16 protein-coding genes are annotated in these 14,064 nt (G+C 67.5%); 3 read left to right on the top strand and 13 right to left on the bottom strand.

Annotation, left to right across the window (positions count from 1 at the left end; genetic code table 11):
- Positions 1–3 precede the first annotated feature (3 nt).
- From ACE3QW_RS02960 to ACE3QW_RS02975, 4 genes are all read right to left on the bottom strand, one after another.
- Positions 4–990 (bottom strand): ABC transporter substrate-binding protein, encoded by a 987-nt coding sequence (locus tag ACE3QW_RS02960; protein ID WP_374250370.1) that lies wholly within the window; start codon positions 988–990, stop codon positions 4–6.
- 59 nt (positions 991–1,049) lie between these two features.
- Complete coding sequence (locus ACE3QW_RS02965) at positions 1,050–1,343, bottom strand: hypothetical protein (RefSeq protein WP_374250371.1); 294 nt, start codon at positions 1,341–1,343, stop codon at positions 1,050–1,052.
- Positions 1,301–1,477, bottom strand: coding sequence for a hypothetical protein (locus ACE3QW_RS02970; protein WP_374250372.1), 177 nt, complete (start codon positions 1,475–1,477; stop codon positions 1,301–1,303). The genes ACE3QW_RS02965 and ACE3QW_RS02970 overlap by 43 nt, the downstream gene beginning before the upstream one ends.
- Before the next feature lie 179 nt (positions 1,478–1,656).
- On the bottom strand, positions 1,657–2,394 hold the full coding sequence (locus ACE3QW_RS02975) for an IclR family transcriptional regulator C-terminal domain-containing protein (RefSeq protein WP_029555537.1): 738 nt from the start codon (positions 2,392–2,394) through the stop codon (positions 1,657–1,659).
- Between the two features lie 157 nt (positions 2,395–2,551).
- On the opposite strand from ACE3QW_RS02975, the gene ACE3QW_RS02980 reads away from it, so the two are divergent.
- Genes ACE3QW_RS02980 through pcaF form a run of 3 tightly spaced genes read left to right on the top strand, consistent with a single transcriptional unit; the run spans position 2,552 to position 5,166 of the window.
- Positions 2,552–3,274 carry a 3-oxoacid CoA-transferase subunit A gene (locus ACE3QW_RS02980; protein WP_374250373.1) on the top strand — a complete coding sequence of 241 codons (723 nt, stop codon included), beginning with the start codon at positions 2,552–2,554 and terminating at the stop codon, positions 3,272–3,274.
- The gene (locus tag ACE3QW_RS02985; protein WP_024280635.1) at positions 3,271–3,954 is read left to right on the top strand and encodes a 3-oxoacid CoA-transferase subunit B; all 684 of its coding nucleotides are present in this window, start codon (positions 3,271–3,273) and stop codon (positions 3,952–3,954) included. Before ACE3QW_RS02980 ends, ACE3QW_RS02985 begins: the two co-directional genes overlap by 4 nt.
- Positions 3,955–3,963: 9 nt before the next feature.
- Entirely contained in the window at positions 3,964–5,166 is a 1,203-nt protein-coding gene (gene pcaF, locus ACE3QW_RS02990; protein WP_250168723.1) for a 3-oxoadipyl-CoA thiolase, read from the top strand.
- Positions 5,167–5,268: 102 nt separating this feature from the next.
- Here the strand turns inward: pcaF and ACE3QW_RS02995 are convergent, their stop codons facing one another.
- The 9 genes from ACE3QW_RS02995 to ACE3QW_RS03035 form a co-directional block, all read right to left on the bottom strand.
- Entirely contained in the window at positions 5,269–5,832 is a 564-nt protein-coding gene (locus ACE3QW_RS02995; protein WP_374250374.1) for an NADPH-dependent FMN reductase, read from the bottom strand.
- A gap of 30 nt (positions 5,833–5,862) precedes the next feature.
- The gene (locus tag ACE3QW_RS03000) at positions 5,863–6,150 is read right to left on the bottom strand and encodes a YciI family protein (RefSeq protein ID WP_296582041.1); all 288 of its coding nucleotides are present in this window, start codon (positions 6,148–6,150) and stop codon (positions 5,863–5,865) included.
- Positions 6,151–6,249: 99 nt separating this feature from the next.
- Positions 6,250–7,248, bottom strand: a complete 999-nt coding sequence (locus ACE3QW_RS03005) for a sugar ABC transporter substrate-binding protein (protein ID WP_374250375.1) — start codon at positions 7,246–7,248, stop codon at positions 6,250–6,252.
- 64 nt (positions 7,249–7,312) lie between these two features.
- Positions 7,313–8,287 carry an ABC transporter permease gene (locus ACE3QW_RS03010; RefSeq protein WP_374250376.1) on the bottom strand — a complete coding sequence of 325 codons (975 nt, stop codon included), beginning with the start codon at positions 8,285–8,287 and terminating at the stop codon, positions 7,313–7,315.
- Positions 8,284–9,246 (bottom strand): ABC transporter permease, encoded by a 963-nt coding sequence (locus ACE3QW_RS03015; RefSeq protein WP_374250377.1) that lies wholly within the window; start codon positions 9,244–9,246, stop codon positions 8,284–8,286. Before ACE3QW_RS03015 ends, ACE3QW_RS03010 begins: the two co-directional genes overlap by 4 nt.
- Positions 9,239–10,777, bottom strand: a complete 1,539-nt coding sequence (locus tag ACE3QW_RS03020; protein ID WP_029555545.1) for a sugar ABC transporter ATP-binding protein — start codon at positions 10,775–10,777, stop codon at positions 9,239–9,241. The genes ACE3QW_RS03015 and ACE3QW_RS03020 overlap by 8 nt, the downstream gene beginning before the upstream one ends.
- An 8-nt stretch (positions 10,778–10,785) precedes the next feature.
- Complete coding sequence (locus ACE3QW_RS03025; RefSeq protein ID WP_374250400.1) at positions 10,786–12,177, bottom strand: FAD-linked oxidase C-terminal domain-containing protein; 1,392 nt, start codon at positions 12,175–12,177, stop codon at positions 10,786–10,788.
- 90 nt (positions 12,178–12,267) lie between these two features.
- Positions 12,268–13,149 carry an intradiol ring-cleavage dioxygenase gene (locus tag ACE3QW_RS03030; protein WP_374250378.1) on the bottom strand — a complete coding sequence of 294 codons (882 nt, stop codon included), beginning with the start codon at positions 13,147–13,149 and terminating at the stop codon, positions 12,268–12,270.
- The gene (locus ACE3QW_RS03035) at positions 13,146–14,063 is read right to left on the bottom strand and encodes an NAD(P)-dependent oxidoreductase (protein ID WP_374250379.1); all 918 of its coding nucleotides are present in this window, start codon (positions 14,061–14,063) and stop codon (positions 13,146–13,148) included. Before ACE3QW_RS03035 ends, ACE3QW_RS03030 begins: the two co-directional genes overlap by 4 nt.
- Between the last annotated feature and the right edge of the window lies 1 nt (position 14,064).

Consider the following 14,064-nt stretch of genomic DNA (forward strand, 5'->3'; position numbering starts at 1 on the left):
GCTTCAGTTGAGCTTGTAGGTGACGCGGGCGGCGTCCAGCTTGCGCAGGGGGTCGGGAAAAAGAACCACCGCGAAGTCCGGGACGCCGGTCACGCCGGGCGGATGGTTCTTCGTATCGAGACGCCACTGGGCATGGGCCTTGAGGGCATCGATCTGCTTCGCCCCGATGCCGACCTGATAGACATAGTCGCTCCAGATCGGCTTCAGATCCTCCGGCTTCATGCCCACGGCCTTCGAAACGACCTCGATCGCCTCTTCGGGATGCGCCTTCACCCACGCTTCGGCAGCGATGAGCGCGGCGAGGAATTTGGAGACGATCTGCGGATTGGCCTTCAGATAATCCTGCATCACCACGATGTTGAAGGTCTCGGAATAGACGCCCTTGGTATCGAGCAGCGCGACATCGTCACCGAGCGCCTTCCGGCCGTTGGCGATGTGCGGCTCCCAGGTGTCGTAGGCGTCGATGCTTCCGGCCGCCAGCGCGGGCAGCATCTCCTGGGGCTTCAGATTGACCAGCGTGACATCCTTGCTGGTGAGGCCCGCCTTCTTCAGCAGCTCGGTTGTGTAGACCTCGCTGCCAGTCCCGGCGGTGTAGGCGATCTTCTTGCCCTTGAGATCGGCGAACGACTTAATGGCCGCCTTCTTCGCTGTCAGCGTCTTGATGTCCGAATATTCCATGCCCGCCACGAAGGCGATGGGCTGGCCGGCCATGGCGGCTGCCGTGACCGGCGCTTCTGCCGTGGTGGCGATGTCGGCGCCGCCCCCGATCACCGTGTCGAGAGCCTGCTTGCCACTGGTGAAATTGCTCACCGAGACATCGAGGCCTTCCTTCTCGAACAGGCCCTGCGCCTTGGCGACGATGGTCAGCGCCGAGATGGGGGCGAGGTTCTGTGCGAGGCGGGCCTTCACAAGCTCTGCCGCTCCGGCGCTCGATACGGGGCCCAGGAGAATTGCAGCGGCGATGATGCTGCAGAACTTGAAATGCTGCATGGCCCGGTCTCTTTGCTGCTGTGCACGGATGACCCCATCGAGCGCGTCCTGGCCGCGCTTTAGAAGCAATTAATTGCTGACTGCAGAGGCCTTGGGCGAAGCGCGATGATCTCGTCATAGAGCGCAACGCAGATGCGCCGGCTCATGCACACCACCATGGCCTTGCCGTCGCGGGCGGCGAAGCGGTTTTCCAAGTGCTGCACCAGATCCTCGGCGATCATCTTCAGCCGCTTGCGAGCGCCGACGAGAGCTTCGATGGTTTCCCACTTGCGCTTGATGGCCTCCTGCTCGGTGACGGCCTGATCCTCACTCAGCCCCTCAATCTCGGCGTCGATGCGAGGCTTGGGTCGCACGTCTCGCCGATGCCGGGCGCGAACTTCTGGATCGTGGTGAAGATGACGCCACCGGAGGCGCGTTGCAGCTCGGTTTGCAGTTCCTCGCGGCTGTCCACCCGCACCGGCGCCTGGCGGATCAGGTCGCGGCACAAAGCGAAGGTGTTGAACAGCTGCTCGCCGAGATCGATCGCGATCAGACTTCCCCTACCGCAATGACACTTTCAGCAGCCGCCAGAATGACTTCTTCTCCTGTCAGAGAGTTCGAGCAAGGCCCTCTCGTGCCTCAGCCGGAAGAGGCACGGCGCGCTGCGGCGCCTGCGCTCTCAGGGCCCTATCGCAGGATCTTGCGGATTTCCCCCTGAACGCGAACGAGCGCCGGAAGATAGCGGGCCGACAGCGTTTCCACGTCCCCCGCGAGTGCGGGCAGGCCGAGGTTGAGCGCCGCCACGGCGACGCCCCGCGCATTGAGGAGCGGCACCGCGATGGAGCGCAGGCCGAGTTCAACCTCCTGGTCGATCACGGCATATCCCCGCTCCCGCGCGCCCTTCAGCTCGGCCATAACCGCATCGGGGTCGGTCAGCGTCAGCGGCGTGCGCGCGACCAGCGGCCGCAAACGCAGGCGGCGCAGGGCCTCGGCCTCCGGCAAGGCAGCGAGCAGCACGCGCCCCATCGAGGTGCAATAGGCCGGCAGGCGCGAGCCGGGCATAAGGGCGATGGACATCACCTTGCGCTGCGCCGCGCGCGCGACATAGACGATCTCATCCTCATCGAGGACGGAGACGGATGAACTCTCCCCCAGCTCCTCGGACAGCCGGTCGAGCCAGGGCTGCACCATCTGCGGCAGCGGCATGGCCGCGAGGCACGCGGTGCCGAGCCTGAGCACGCGGGGCGTCAGGGTGAAGAACTTGCCGTCGTAGTCCGCATACCCGAGATGAGCGAGGGTGAGCAGGCAGCGCCGCGCCGTCGCCCGGTCAAGGCCGCTTGCCGCCGACACCTCGGCGATGGACTGGCGTGGGCGCTCGGCGGTGAAGGTCTCGATCACCGAAAGCCCCTTGGCGAGGCCGCCCATGGTGTCGCGCTGGGAAATGCCGGTCACGGCGGCCTCTCGTTTGTGCGATATGTCAACAAACTTCCTATATCGCACAAAACGGATTGAAGTCGAGGGCGGTGTTTTTTATTCGTCGGGTATCGAAAGGGGCGCCGCCCCAGGCGCAACAGGGATGTCCATGGACAAGACGATCGCCACACCCGCGGAGGCGGTGGCCGACATCGGCGACAACGCCACGGTGATGATCGGAGGCTTCGGCGGCTCCGGCGCGCCCATCGAGCTGATCCACGCCCTCATTGACCGCTTCGTGAAGACCGGCTCGCCGCGCAACCTCACGGTGGTCAACAACAATGCCGGAAACGGCCATGTGGGCCTCGCTGCCATGATCGAGGTCGGGATGGTGGGCAAGCTCATCTGCTCCTTCCCCCGTTCGGCGGACCCGCGTGTCTTCACCCAGAAGTATCTCGCCGGGGACATCGCGCTGGAGCTGGTGCCGCAGGGCACGCTCGCCGAGCGCATCCGCGCGGGCGGCGCCGGCATTCCGGCCTTCTACACGCCCACCTCCTACGGCACTGAGTTGGCCAAGGGGAAGCCGACCGCCGAGTTCGACGGCCGCCCCTATGTGCAGGAGCGCTGGCTGAAGGCCGATTTCGCGCTGGTGAAGGCGCATCTCGGCGATCGCCTCGGCAACCTTACCTACAACAAGGCGGCCCGCAATTTCGGCCCGCTCATGTGCACGGCCGCGCGGCACGCCATCGTGCAGGTGTCGCAGTTGGTGCCGCCCGGCACCATCGACCCGGAACACGTCGTCACCCCCGGCATCTTCGTCTCGCGCGTGGTGGAAGTGACCAACCCCGCCCAGGAAGAGCTGCTGAACCGCGCCGGAGCAACCTATCCATGACCGCCAGCGACGATACCAAGCTCTCCAACGCCCAGATCGCCTGGCGCGCGGCGCAGGACATCGCCGACGGGGCCTATGTGAACCTCGGCATCGGCTTTCCCGAGATGGTCGCGCGCTATCAGCCGGCCGGCCGGGAAGTGATCTACCACACCGAGAACGGCATCCTCGACTTCGGCCAGGAGCCGCCCGCGGGCGAGGAAGACTGGGACCTCATCAATGCCGGCAAGAAGGCGGTGACGCTGAAGCCCGGCTCGGCCTTCTTCCACCATGCGGACAGCTTCGCCATGGTGCGCGGCGGGCATCTGGATGTCGCCATTCTCGGCGCCTACCAGGTGGCGCAGAACGGCGACCTCGCCAATTGGAGCGTCGGCGCCAAGGGCGTTCCGGCGGTGGGCGGGGCCATGGACCTCGTGCATGGCGCCAAGCGCGTCGCCGTCATCACCGAGCACGTCACCAAGTCCGGCGAGCCGAAGCTGCTGGACCGCTGCACCCTGCCCCTCACCGGCGTCGGCTGCGTCACGCGGGTCTATACCAGCCTCGCCGTGGTGGACATCGAGGGCGGCCGCTTCGTGCTGCGCGAAAAGCTGCCCACCATCACGCTCGAAAAGCTCCAGTCCCTCACCGGGGCCGAGCTGGTCATCGCCGGCCCCGTGGCCGATCTCGTCGTCCCCGAGCTGTAGGAGCACGCAATGAAGGACGTCTTCATCTGCGACTATGTCCGCACGCCCATCGGCCGCTTCGGCGGCGCGCTCGCCTCGGTGCGGGCGGATGACCTCGGCGCGGTGCCGCTCAAGGCGCTCATGGCGCGCAATCCCGGCGTGGATTTCGGCGCCGTGGACGATGTGATCTTCGGCTGCGCCAACCAGGCGGGCGAGGACAATCGCAACGTCGCACGCATGTCGCTGCTGCTCGCCGGCCTTCCGGTCGGCGTGCCCGGCACCACCATCAACCGCCTGTGCGGCTCGGGCATGGATGCCATCATCGCCGCCGCCCGCGCCATCAAGGCGGGCGAGGCCTCGCTGATGATCGCCGGCGGGGTGGAATCCATGTCCCGCGCCCCGTTCGTCATGCCGAAGGCGGACACGGCCTTCTCCCGCCATGCGGAGATCCACGACACCACCATCGGCTGGCGCTTCGTGAACCCGCTGATGAAGGCGCAGTACGGCGTGGATTCCATGCCGGAGACCGGCGAGAACGTGGCCGAGGACTTCGCCATCAACCGCGCCGATCAGGACGCCTTCGCCTTGCGCTCGCAGGCCAAGGCCGCCGCCGCGCAGGCAAACGGGCGGCTGGCGCGGGAGATCGTTCCCGTGGCCATCCCCCAGCGAAAGGGCGACCCCATCCTCGTGGAGCGCGACGAGCATCCGCGCGCGACCACCATCGAGGCGCTGGCCAAGCTCTCCACCCCGTTCCGCAAGGGCGGCACGGTGACGGCCGGCAATGCCTCGGGCGTCAATGACGGTGCCGCCGCGCTGATCCTCGCCGACGCGGAGACGGCCGCGAAGTACGGCCTCACCCCCATCGCCCGCGTGCTGGGCGGAGCTGCGGCCGGCGTGCCGCCGCGCATCATGGGCATCGGCCCGGCGCCGGCCTCCAAGAAGCTGATGGCGCGCCTCGGCCTCACCCCGGCCGATTTCGACGTGATCGAGCTGAACGAGGCCTTCGCCTCCCAGGGCCTCGCCACCCTGCGCGACCTCGGCATCGCCGACGACGATGCGCGGGTGAACCCCAATGGCGGCGCCATCGCGCTGGGCCATCCCCTCGGCATGTCCGGCGCGCGCATCACCGGCACGGCGGCGCTGGAACTGTCGCTCACCGGCGGGAAGCGCTCGCTCAGCACCATGTGCATCGGCGTCGGCCAGGGCATCGCGGTGGCGCTGGAGCGGGTGTGATCGGCCCTTCCGGTAGGCAACAAAAAGCAGCGGCGAGGGGCAATGCCTCTCGCCGCTGCCGTTTCAGGGGCAGGCCAGCTTCAGGAGCACGTCAGCTTCAGGTCAGCGCAGCCGCTCGGTCCAGGCGGCGAGCGCGGTGAGGAGCTGGCGGATGAAGTCCGCCGTCGCCTCGTCCGTCAGGGCGCCTGAGGCGTCGAACTTGGTCTGGGCGGCGCCGATCATCACTTCCGGCTTGTTCAGCGGGAAGGCGTTGAGGAACACCAGCATCTGCCGCAGCTGATACTGCGCCCGCGCGGTGCCGAGCACGCCCATGCTGGCGCCCATGATGGCCACGGGCTTGTTGTCGAACGGCTGGTTCGGCGGGCGCGAGGCCCAGTCGATGGCATTCTTCAGCACGCCGGGGATGGAGTAATTGTACTCCGGCGTCACGAACAGGATGGCGTCCGCTGCCGTCAGCTGGGCGCGGAAGCGCTCCACCTCAGCGGGATAGCCGGCGAGGCGCACATCGTCATTGTAATGCGGCAGATCGCCGATCTCGGCCACCTCGATGGTCATGCCTTCGGGCGCGAGATCCATGGCCGCCTTGAGGGCCATCGTGTTGTAGGAGCCCTTGCGCAGGCTGCCGGAAATTCCCACCACCCGGATCGGGCGGGCATCGCTGGACATGTGTCGTCTCCTTGAAATGAGATTGGCCGCTCAACCCTGGCGACGCAGGAAGCCGGTGATCGTCACGCGCTCCCAGATGTCCGCCTTCTTGAAGGGATCGGCCGCGTTGAACGCCTCGACGGCGGCGCGGTCCGGCGCCTCGATGAGGAACAGGCTGCCGATCATCGTGGTTCCGTCATCCGCCACCAGCGGGCCGGACATGACGATCTCCACCCCGAACGCCGAGGTGTCGGACAGGAAGGCCTTGTGTGCCTCGTAATGGGCGAGGCGGGTGTCGAGCGCGCCTTGGCGATCGACACCGTGGATGGCGAACAGCATGAGAGAGGCTCCTTCGCGAGCGGGGCGGCACGCGGCCTCAAGCCGGTGTCGCCCCGTCCGGGTGATAACACGCCGTCTTCTCAGAACGGCGTCAGGTGATCAGTTGGTCTTGGTGGGCGCCTTGGTGGCCATGGCGGCGGCGTCCGCCCAGCTCGGGCAGGTGCGGGCCTCCAGCGGCACGTCGTAGGGCTGGTAGTTGGAGGCGTTGACCACGGTCGGCTTCAGCACCACTTCGTTTACGATGGCCTCATTGCGCAGGGAGCGGATGGCCACCATGGTGCCGATGCAGCCCTGTACGAAGCCGTTGTAGTCGCCCGAGGCGAGCAGCTTGCCGGCCTTGATGGCGTCGATCGCCTCCTTGGTGCCATTGATGCCGATGACCTTGGCCTTGCGATTGGCGCCGTCCAGCGCCTCTATGGCGCCGATGGCCATGGCGTCGTTGGCGGCGAGCACGCCGTCGATCTGCGGATGGGACTGCATCAGATTTTCCATCACCTGCAGGCCCTGCAGGCGCTGGTAGTTGGCGGGCTGGCTCGCCAGCAGCTTCACGTCCTTGTTTTCCTTGATGGCGTCATTGAAGCCGCGCACCCGGTCGATGTTGGTGAGCGAGCCCTTCACGCCCTCCAGGATCACCACATTACCCTTGCCGCCCATCTCCTTGAGCAGGTAGCGGCCGGTCTCGAGGCCGAGGCTGTAGTCGTCGGCGCCGACGAAGGCGAGGAACTTGCCGCCGGCCGAGCGGTCGGTGACGTTCACCACCGGGATCTTGGCGTCGTTGATCTGCTCCACGCCCGGCACCATGGCCTTGTAGTCCACCGGCACGAAGACGATCGCGCTGGGCTTCTTCACGATCACGTCCTCGATCTGGCTGAGCTGCTCGGGGATCGAGTCCGGCTTGGTGGGAATGTAGTGCACCACCTTGGCGCCCATGGACTTGGCCGCCACCTCGGCGCCCACGCGCACGGTCTGGAAATAGGGGTTGGTCTGGTTCTTGGTGAAGACCGCGATGGTCTCGTCCGCGGCCAGCGCGCCGGTGGACAGGAGCGCCACCGGCAGCGCCGCGACGATGAGCCTGAAGTTCGACTTCGATTTATTCATGGGGTCTTCCTCCGATTCTTGATATTTGGCGTTTGACTGTTTGGCGTTTGACTTGGATTACGCTTCAGGACCGCTTGCGCCCGACCATGTCGAGCCAGACGGCGAAGATGACGATCACGCCCGTCACCAAAGGCTGCCAGCTGGCGTTCACGGCGAGCAGGTTCATGCCGTTCAGCACCAGCGTAAGGATGAGCGCGCCGACGAAGGTGCCGAACACGCTGCCCACCCCGCCGAAGAGCGATGCGCCGCCGATGAGCACCGCCGCGATGGCCGGCAGCGTCATCGCCTCGCCGATGTCCCCCTCGGCCGAGTTCAGCCGGGCGAGGAAGACGATGGACGCGACGCCCGCCATGGCGCCGGAGAAGGCGTAGACGAGGATCAGGCGGCGATCCACGGGAATGCCCGAGAGCCGTGCCGCCATGGGGTTCGCGCCGATGGCATAGATCTGCTGGCCCCACACGGTGCGCTGGGCGAAGACGGTGCCGGCGATGAGAAAGCCGATCATCAGGTAGACCGGGATCGGGATGCCGAGGAAATAGCCCGAACCGATATGGCGGAAGCCGGGCGGGAAGCCGTGAATGGTCTCGCCGGCCATGTAGTAATAGGTGACGCCGTGCAGCACCCACAGCATGCCGTAGGTGGCGATGAAGGAGGGGATGCGCAGCTTCGCCACCATCAGCCCGTTGCAGATGCCGATGGCGCAGCCGCTGGCCAGCCCGGTGAGCGTGCCCAGCGCCGGCGAGCCGGTGGCCTTGATGACGGTGGCGGCAAGGCAGGCGGACAGCCCGATGTTCGCGCCCACAGAGAGATCGAGCCCCCCGGTGAGGATCACCAGCGTGAGCCCGGAGGCGAGGAAGAACAGGAGGCTCGCCTGCCGCAGGACGTTGAGGATGTTGTTGGTGGTGAAGAAGGCATCCGTCGCGACGCTCAGCGCCACGCACAGGAGGCCCGCCGCCAGCAGCCGGTAGAGGAGCTGCTGCATGTCCTTGGACAGATGGATGCGGGGCGTGCCCGCGGAGACGTCGCCGGCGAGGCTCATGACTTCTTGCTCCGCATGCCGTCGAGGAAGAGGGCGAAGATGACGAGGACGCCGATGCAGGCCACCTGCACCGAGGAAGGCACGGCCATGAGGTTCAACCCATTGCGCAGCACGCCCACGGTGAGCACGCCCATGAGGGTGCCGAAGATCCAGCCGTTGCCCTTCTCGAAGGAGGTGCCGCCCAGCGCCACGGCGGCAATAGCGTCGAACTCCATGCCGATGGCGGCGGTGGGATGGCCGGCATTCATGCGCGCCGTCATCAGGAGGGCCGCGACGCCGGCCATGGCTCCGCCCAGCATGTAGACGGAGATCAGCAGCCGCTTCCACTTGACGCCGGCCAGCGTCAGCGCCTCGCGGTTGCCGCCCAGCGCGCACACATAGGTGCCGAAGCGGGTGTGGTAGAGCAGCACATGGAACAGGGCGTAGAAGCCCGCGCCGATGAGGATGGGGTTGGGAATGCCCGCCACCTCGCCGGAATAGACCAGCCGCACGAAGCGCGGGATGCCCACCACGCTCTGCCCGTCCGAGACGATGAGCGCGAGCCCCTGCGCCGCGCCCAGCGTGCCGAGGGTGGCGACGAAGGGCGGGATGCCCAGCGACGCCACCAGCCAGCCGTTGGCGAGCCCGAAGGCCAGGCCCACGCCGAGCGCCCCGGCGAGACCGAGCATCAGCGACTGGGTGGCCACCACGATCAGCGCCAGCACCAGCGAGGCGAGGGTGAGCACCGCGCCCATGGAGAGGTCCAACCCCTCCGTCATGATGATGAGCGTCATGGGCAGCGCGAGGAGCAGCAGGATCACCGACTGCACCAGGATGTTGGAGAGGTTGCCGGCGGTGAGGAAGCCGGGGCTCGCCACCGCGAACAGCATACTGAGGCCGACGAGCGCCACGGCGACGCCGGGCACGGCGGGGATGCGCGGCCGCGCGGGGGTAGAGGGGGAGAGGGCGTGGTCACTCATCATGCATCCCCATTCGGACGATGTTCTCTTCGGAGAGGTCGGCGCGGCCAAGCTCGCCGACGATGCGCTTGCCGCGCATGACGTAAGCGCGGTCGCAGACATGGACGATCTCCGCCTGCTCGGAAGAGATCATGAGCACCGCCGCCCCTTCGGCCACCAGTTGGTCGATGAGGGCGAAGATCTCTGACTTGGCGCCCACGTCGATGCCCCGGGTGGGTTCGTCGAAGATGAACAGGCGCGTGCCGGCGGCGAGCCACTTGCCGATCACCACCTTCTGCTGGTTGCCGCCGGAGAGGACGGCAACGCTCTGGTTCGGCGAGGGCGTGGCGATACGCAGGCGCTGGATCAGCTCCTGCGCCGAGCGCCGGGCCTTGCCGGGCGAGAACATCATGTTGGGGAAGAGCTTGGGCAGGCCGGCCACGGCGAGGTTGTCGCTGACCGTGCGGATGAGGGCCAGGCCCTCCGCCTTGCGGCTCTCCGGGATGAGGCCCACGCCGGCAAAGGCCGCGGCGTCCGGCCCGCCGGTCCTCGGCTTGCCGAAGATGCGGACCTCGCCCGCCGTCACTGCGTCCGCCCCGAAGATGGCGCGGGCCACCTCCGTGCGGCCGGAGCCGACGAGGCCGCACAGGCCGACGATCTCGCCGGCGCGGACCTTCAGGTCGATGTCGCGGATGCCGTTGGTGGAGGACAGGCCCTTGGTTTCCAGCACCACCTCGCCCGGCTCGGTGGCGAAGCGGCGGGGATAGGACATGTCCACGTTGCGGCCGACCATCATCCGCACCAGTTCGTCCGGCGATGTCTCGCCGGGGAGCGCGCGGCCCACCAGCTTGCCGTCGCGCAGCACGGTGATGCGGTCGCCGAGGGCGAACACCTCGGCCATGCGGTGCGAGATGTAGACGAGGGCGACGCCCTTCGCCTGCAACTGCCGCATCACCTCGAACAGGCGCTCGGTCTCGCGGTCGGAGAGCGCGGCGGTGGGCTCGTCCATGACGAGGATGCGGGCATCCTGCGACAGCGCCTTGCCGATCTCCACCATCTGCTGTTGGGCGACGCCGAGCTGATGCACCTTGGTGCGCGGGTCCACCTCCAGGCCGATCAGATCGAGCACCTTCTGCGCTTCGCGATAGAGGCGGCGGCGGTCCGTCAGGCCGGGGATGCGCGAGGAAAATTCACGGCCGAGAAAGATGTTCTGCGCCACGTCCAGATAGGGAACGAGAGAAAACTCCTGGAAGATCACCGCGATGCCGAAGCGCCGCGCGTCGGCGGGGGAGCGGATCTCCACCTTCTCGCCATTGTGGAAGTATTCGCCGGCATCCGCCTGATAGGCGCCGCACAGCACCTTCATGAGCGAAGACTTGCCGGCGCCGTTCTCGCCGAGGAGCATGTGCACCTCGCCCGGCCACACGGCGAACGAGACGTCATCCAGCGCCTTCACGCCAGGAAAGGTCTTGGAGATGCCCTTCAGCTCCAGAATGGGGGTGCCGGGCACGGCCGGGGGCGCGGCCAACTCGAGGCGAGGCGTCGTTGCCATGACCGCCCTCATGGTGCGTCTCCTTGCTGTCTGTCGCGGGGCCGGAAGATCTTGCCCGGATTGAGGATGCCGTCGGGGTCGAGCGCGCCCTTCACGAGGCGCATGACATCCACCGCATCGCCCAGTTCCAGCGGCAGGAAGTCCATCTTGCCGACACCGACGCCGTGCTCGCCGGTGCAGGTGCCATCCAGCGCGATGGCGCGGCGGGCGAGGCGATCGCAGAAGGCTTTGGCACGGGCCAATTCCTCGGCGCTGGCGGGATCGATCAGCACCAGCAGGTGGAAGTTGCCATCGCCCACATGGCCGACCACCGGGGCGGTGAGGCCCGTCTCTTCGATATCCGCCGCCGTCTCCACCAGGCATTCGGCGAGGCGCGAGATGGGCACGCAGACATCGGTGATCATCGCCTTCGCGCCAGGGCGCAGCGCGAGGCCGGCATAGAGCGTGTTGTCGCGGGCGTGCCAGAGGCGGCTGCGCTCCTCCGGCGTCGTCGCCCACTGGAAGCCTTCGCCGCCGAACTCGGTCGCCAGCGCCTCGGTGGTCTCCGCCTGCTCGGCCACATAGGCCTTGGAGCCGTGGAACTCGAAGAAGAGATGCGGCACCTCGGGCAGGCCGAGCTTGGCGTGCAGGTTCATGCCGCGCATCATCACCGCGTCGAGCAGTTCCACCCGCGCCACCGGCACGCCGGACTGGATGACGGCGATGGCCGTGTCCACCGCCGTCTTGAGGTCGGGGAAGGCACAGACGGCGGAGGAGATGGCCTCCGGTTGCGGATGCAGCTTCAGCGTCACCTGCGTAATGACACCGAGCGTGCCCTCCGCGCCAACGAACAGGCGGGTGAGGTCGTAGCCGGCGGCGGACTTGCGCGCCCTTTGCGCGGTGCGGATGACGCGGCCATCGGCCAGCACCACTTCCAGCGCCAGCACATTGTCCTTCATGGTGCCGTAGCGCACCGCCATGGTGCCCGAGGCCCGCGTGGAGGTCATGCCGCCGATGGAGGCATCGGCGCCGGGATCGATGGGAAAGAACAGGCCCGTGTCGCGCAGTTGCGCGTTCAGCTGCTTGCGGGTGATGCCGGGCTGGACGGTCACGTCCATGTCCTCCGCATTCACCTTCAGCACCGCATTCATCCGCCCCATGTCGAGGCACACGCCGCCGTGCAGCGCCGCCGCATTGCCCTCCAGCGAGGTGCCGGCTCCGAACGCGACGACCGGCACCTTCAGCTCACAGCACAGGCGCACGACGGCCTGCACCTCGGCTGTCGTCTCGGGAAACACCACCACGTCCGGCGGGGTCGCCGCGTGGTAGGCCTCGCTGCGGCCGTGGTCGGCGAGCACGCCGGGCGCGCGGGTTGCCCGGTCGCCGACGATCTCCGCGAGCCGCGCCAGCACGCCATCCATGGGATGCGCTGCGATGGGCATATGGGCAGACATGCGTTCCTCCCTTCGCGCGTCCCGTTGGCCGGGCTTGCTGCGCGTCCGTCCGTCCCTTCACGCCGCCTGCGAAGCCGCGGCGGAGACGGGGTTGAGCTTGAAATCGTAGGTCAGCGCGCACCAGGGCTGATCCATCGTCCGGCCGTCCGGCGCGACACCCGATGCGTGGGCGGCAAACTCGCGGATGAGCGAGTCCTTCACGCCGAACACCGCATCGCTGTCGAGATAGGCGTCGCCGGCGACGAACACATGGGTCACGAGCTTCTCGTGTCCGGGCGCCTCGATCATGAAATGCACATGGGCCGGTCGCCACGGATGGCGGCCCTGCGCCTCCAGCATCTTGCCCACCGGCCCGTCGTGCGGGATGGGATAGGCGGCGGGCTTGATGGACCAGAAGGCGAAGCGGCCCGCATCGTCCGTGCGCAGGCGGGCGCGGGCCACAAGGCCGTTGTCCTCATGCTGCACGTCGTAATAGCCGTCCACGTCCGAGTGCCAGACATCGACGATGGCGTTCACCAGCGGCGTGCCGTCGAGGGTCGCCACCGAGCCGGAGACGAACATGGGCTCGCCCTCGAGGTGCCCGGAAATATCGGTGCCGTTCGCCACCTCCGGCGGCTCTTCCACATAGAAGGGGCCGAGCACGGTGCTCTCGGTGACCGCCGTCTGGTGGTCGTGGTTGATGGCGTCCACCAGCATGGAGACACCGAGCGTGTCCGACAGCAGGATGAACTCCTGCCGCGTGCCGGTGCACATGTGGCCGGTGTCGGTGAGGAAAGCGATGCCCTTTTCCCATTCCGCCTGGGTGGGGCGCACCTCGCGGACGAAATTGTGCAGGTGGCGGACCAGTGCCTCGCTGATCTCGCGGACACGGGCGTCAGGCGCGTTGGCGACGCGCTCCAGCACCGCCTCGGTGATGGAAAACTGGTCGAAATTCCTCATGCGAGCCTCCCGTCATTCTTGTCGAGATCCGGCTCGCCCAGTCCGGCAAGCCATTCGGCAAGGCGGACCGGTGCAATGAAGTCCGCCTCCCCGTCGCCGCGCCCGATGAGCGCGCCGTAGATCTCCCGCGTGAGCGTGGCGAGGGGCATGGCCATCTCGGCGGCGTGGCCGGCCCCGACGATGAGGTCGAGGTCCTTGGCCATCTGCCGGCAGGAGAAAGTGGAATTGAAGTCGCGCGTCTCAAGGCTCTTGGCCTTGTAGTGGACCATGGGCGAGCCCACCGCGCTGTTGGTGAGCACGTCGAGAATGTCCTGCCAGGCGAGGTTGCCCTTGCGCGCAAGTACGATGCTCTCGCCCATCATGGCCGCCGAGACGGCGATCATCAGGTTCACGGAGAGCTTGGCGTAGCGCGCCTCCTCTTGCGTGCCGAGATACTTCTGGGCGCGGGTGAAGTCCTGCGCCACCGGCTCGAACGTGTCGAACGCCGCGCGCGGGCCGGACACGAAGCAGGTGAGGTTGCCGGTGTGGGCAATGGCGGCGTTGCCGGAGACGGGCGCGCGCAGATAGTGGATGCCCGCCCGCTCCGCCGCGGCGCCCAGCTCGGCGGAGATGCCGGGGCTCACCGTCGAGGTCTCCACCAGGATCGCGCCCTTGCGCATGGCGGAGAGCAGCGGCCCGTCCAGCGCCACGGCGCGGAGCGCCTTGTCGTCGGGCAGCGAGGTGAAGACGATATCGCGGCCAGCCGCATCCGCCAGCGTCGCGGCGGGGGTGACGCCGCCGGCGGCGGCCTCGGCGATGCGCTCCTGATCGCGGTCGAACCCGGCGATGTCGCGGCCGGCGCCGGCAAGGCGGGTGGAGATGGGCAGGCCCATCTTGCCGAGCCCGATCCAGCCGAGGGTCAAAGTGTCAGCCATC

The sequence above is a fragment of the Xanthobacter sp. genome (assembly GCF_041911315.1).
GTDB classification, from domain to species: Bacteria; Pseudomonadota; Alphaproteobacteria; order Rhizobiales; family Xanthobacteraceae; genus Xanthobacter; species Xanthobacter aminoxidans.

Bases quoted from the DNA above. Each gene is read 5' to 3' on its own strand.
- ACE3QW_RS03010 (WP_374250376.1), bottom strand. From the start codon at position 8,287: ATGAGCCTCGCCGGCGACGTCTCCGCGGGCACGCCCCGCATCCATCTG.
- ACE3QW_RS03015 (WP_374250377.1), bottom strand. From the start codon at position 9,246: ATGAGTGACCACGCCCTCTCCCCCTCTACCCCCGCGCGGCCGCGCATC.
- ACE3QW_RS03035 (WP_374250379.1), bottom strand. From the start codon at position 14,063: ATGGCTGACACTTTGACCCTCGGCTGGATCGGGCTCGGCAAGATGGGC.
- ACE3QW_RS03025 (WP_374250400.1), bottom strand. From the start codon at position 12,177: ATGGATGGCGTGCTGGCGCGGCTCGCGGAGATCGTCGGCGACCGGGCA.
- ACE3QW_RS02980 (WP_374250373.1), top strand. From the start codon at position 2,552: ATGGACAAGACGATCGCCACACCCGCGGAGGCGGTGGCCGACATCGGC.
- ACE3QW_RS03005 (WP_374250375.1), bottom strand. From the start codon at position 7,248: ATGAATAAATCGAAGTCGAACTTCAGGCTCATCGTCGCGGCGCTGCCG.
- ACE3QW_RS03000 (WP_296582041.1), bottom strand. From the start codon at position 6,150: ATGCTGTTCGCCATCCACGGTGTCGATCGCCAAGGCGCGCTCGACACC.
- ACE3QW_RS02985 (WP_024280635.1), top strand. From the start codon at position 3,271: ATGACCGCCAGCGACGATACCAAGCTCTCCAACGCCCAGATCGCCTGG.
- pcaF (WP_250168723.1), top strand. From the start codon at position 3,964: ATGAAGGACGTCTTCATCTGCGACTATGTCCGCACGCCCATCGGCCGC.
- ACE3QW_RS02975 (WP_029555537.1), bottom strand. From the start codon at position 2,394: ATGGGCGGCCTCGCCAAGGGGCTTTCGGTGATCGAGACCTTCACCGCC.
- ACE3QW_RS03030 (WP_374250378.1), bottom strand. From the start codon at position 13,149: ATGAGGAATTTCGACCAGTTTTCCATCACCGAGGCGGTGCTGGAGCGC.
- ACE3QW_RS02960 (WP_374250370.1), bottom strand. From the start codon at position 990: ATGCAGCATTTCAAGTTCTGCAGCATCATCGCCGCTGCAATTCTCCTG.
- ACE3QW_RS02995 (WP_374250374.1), bottom strand. From the start codon at position 5,832: ATGTCCAGCGATGCCCGCCCGATCCGGGTGGTGGGAATTTCCGGCAGC.
- ACE3QW_RS03020 (WP_029555545.1), bottom strand. From the start codon at position 10,777: ATGGCAACGACGCCTCGCCTCGAGTTGGCCGCGCCCCCGGCCGTGCCC.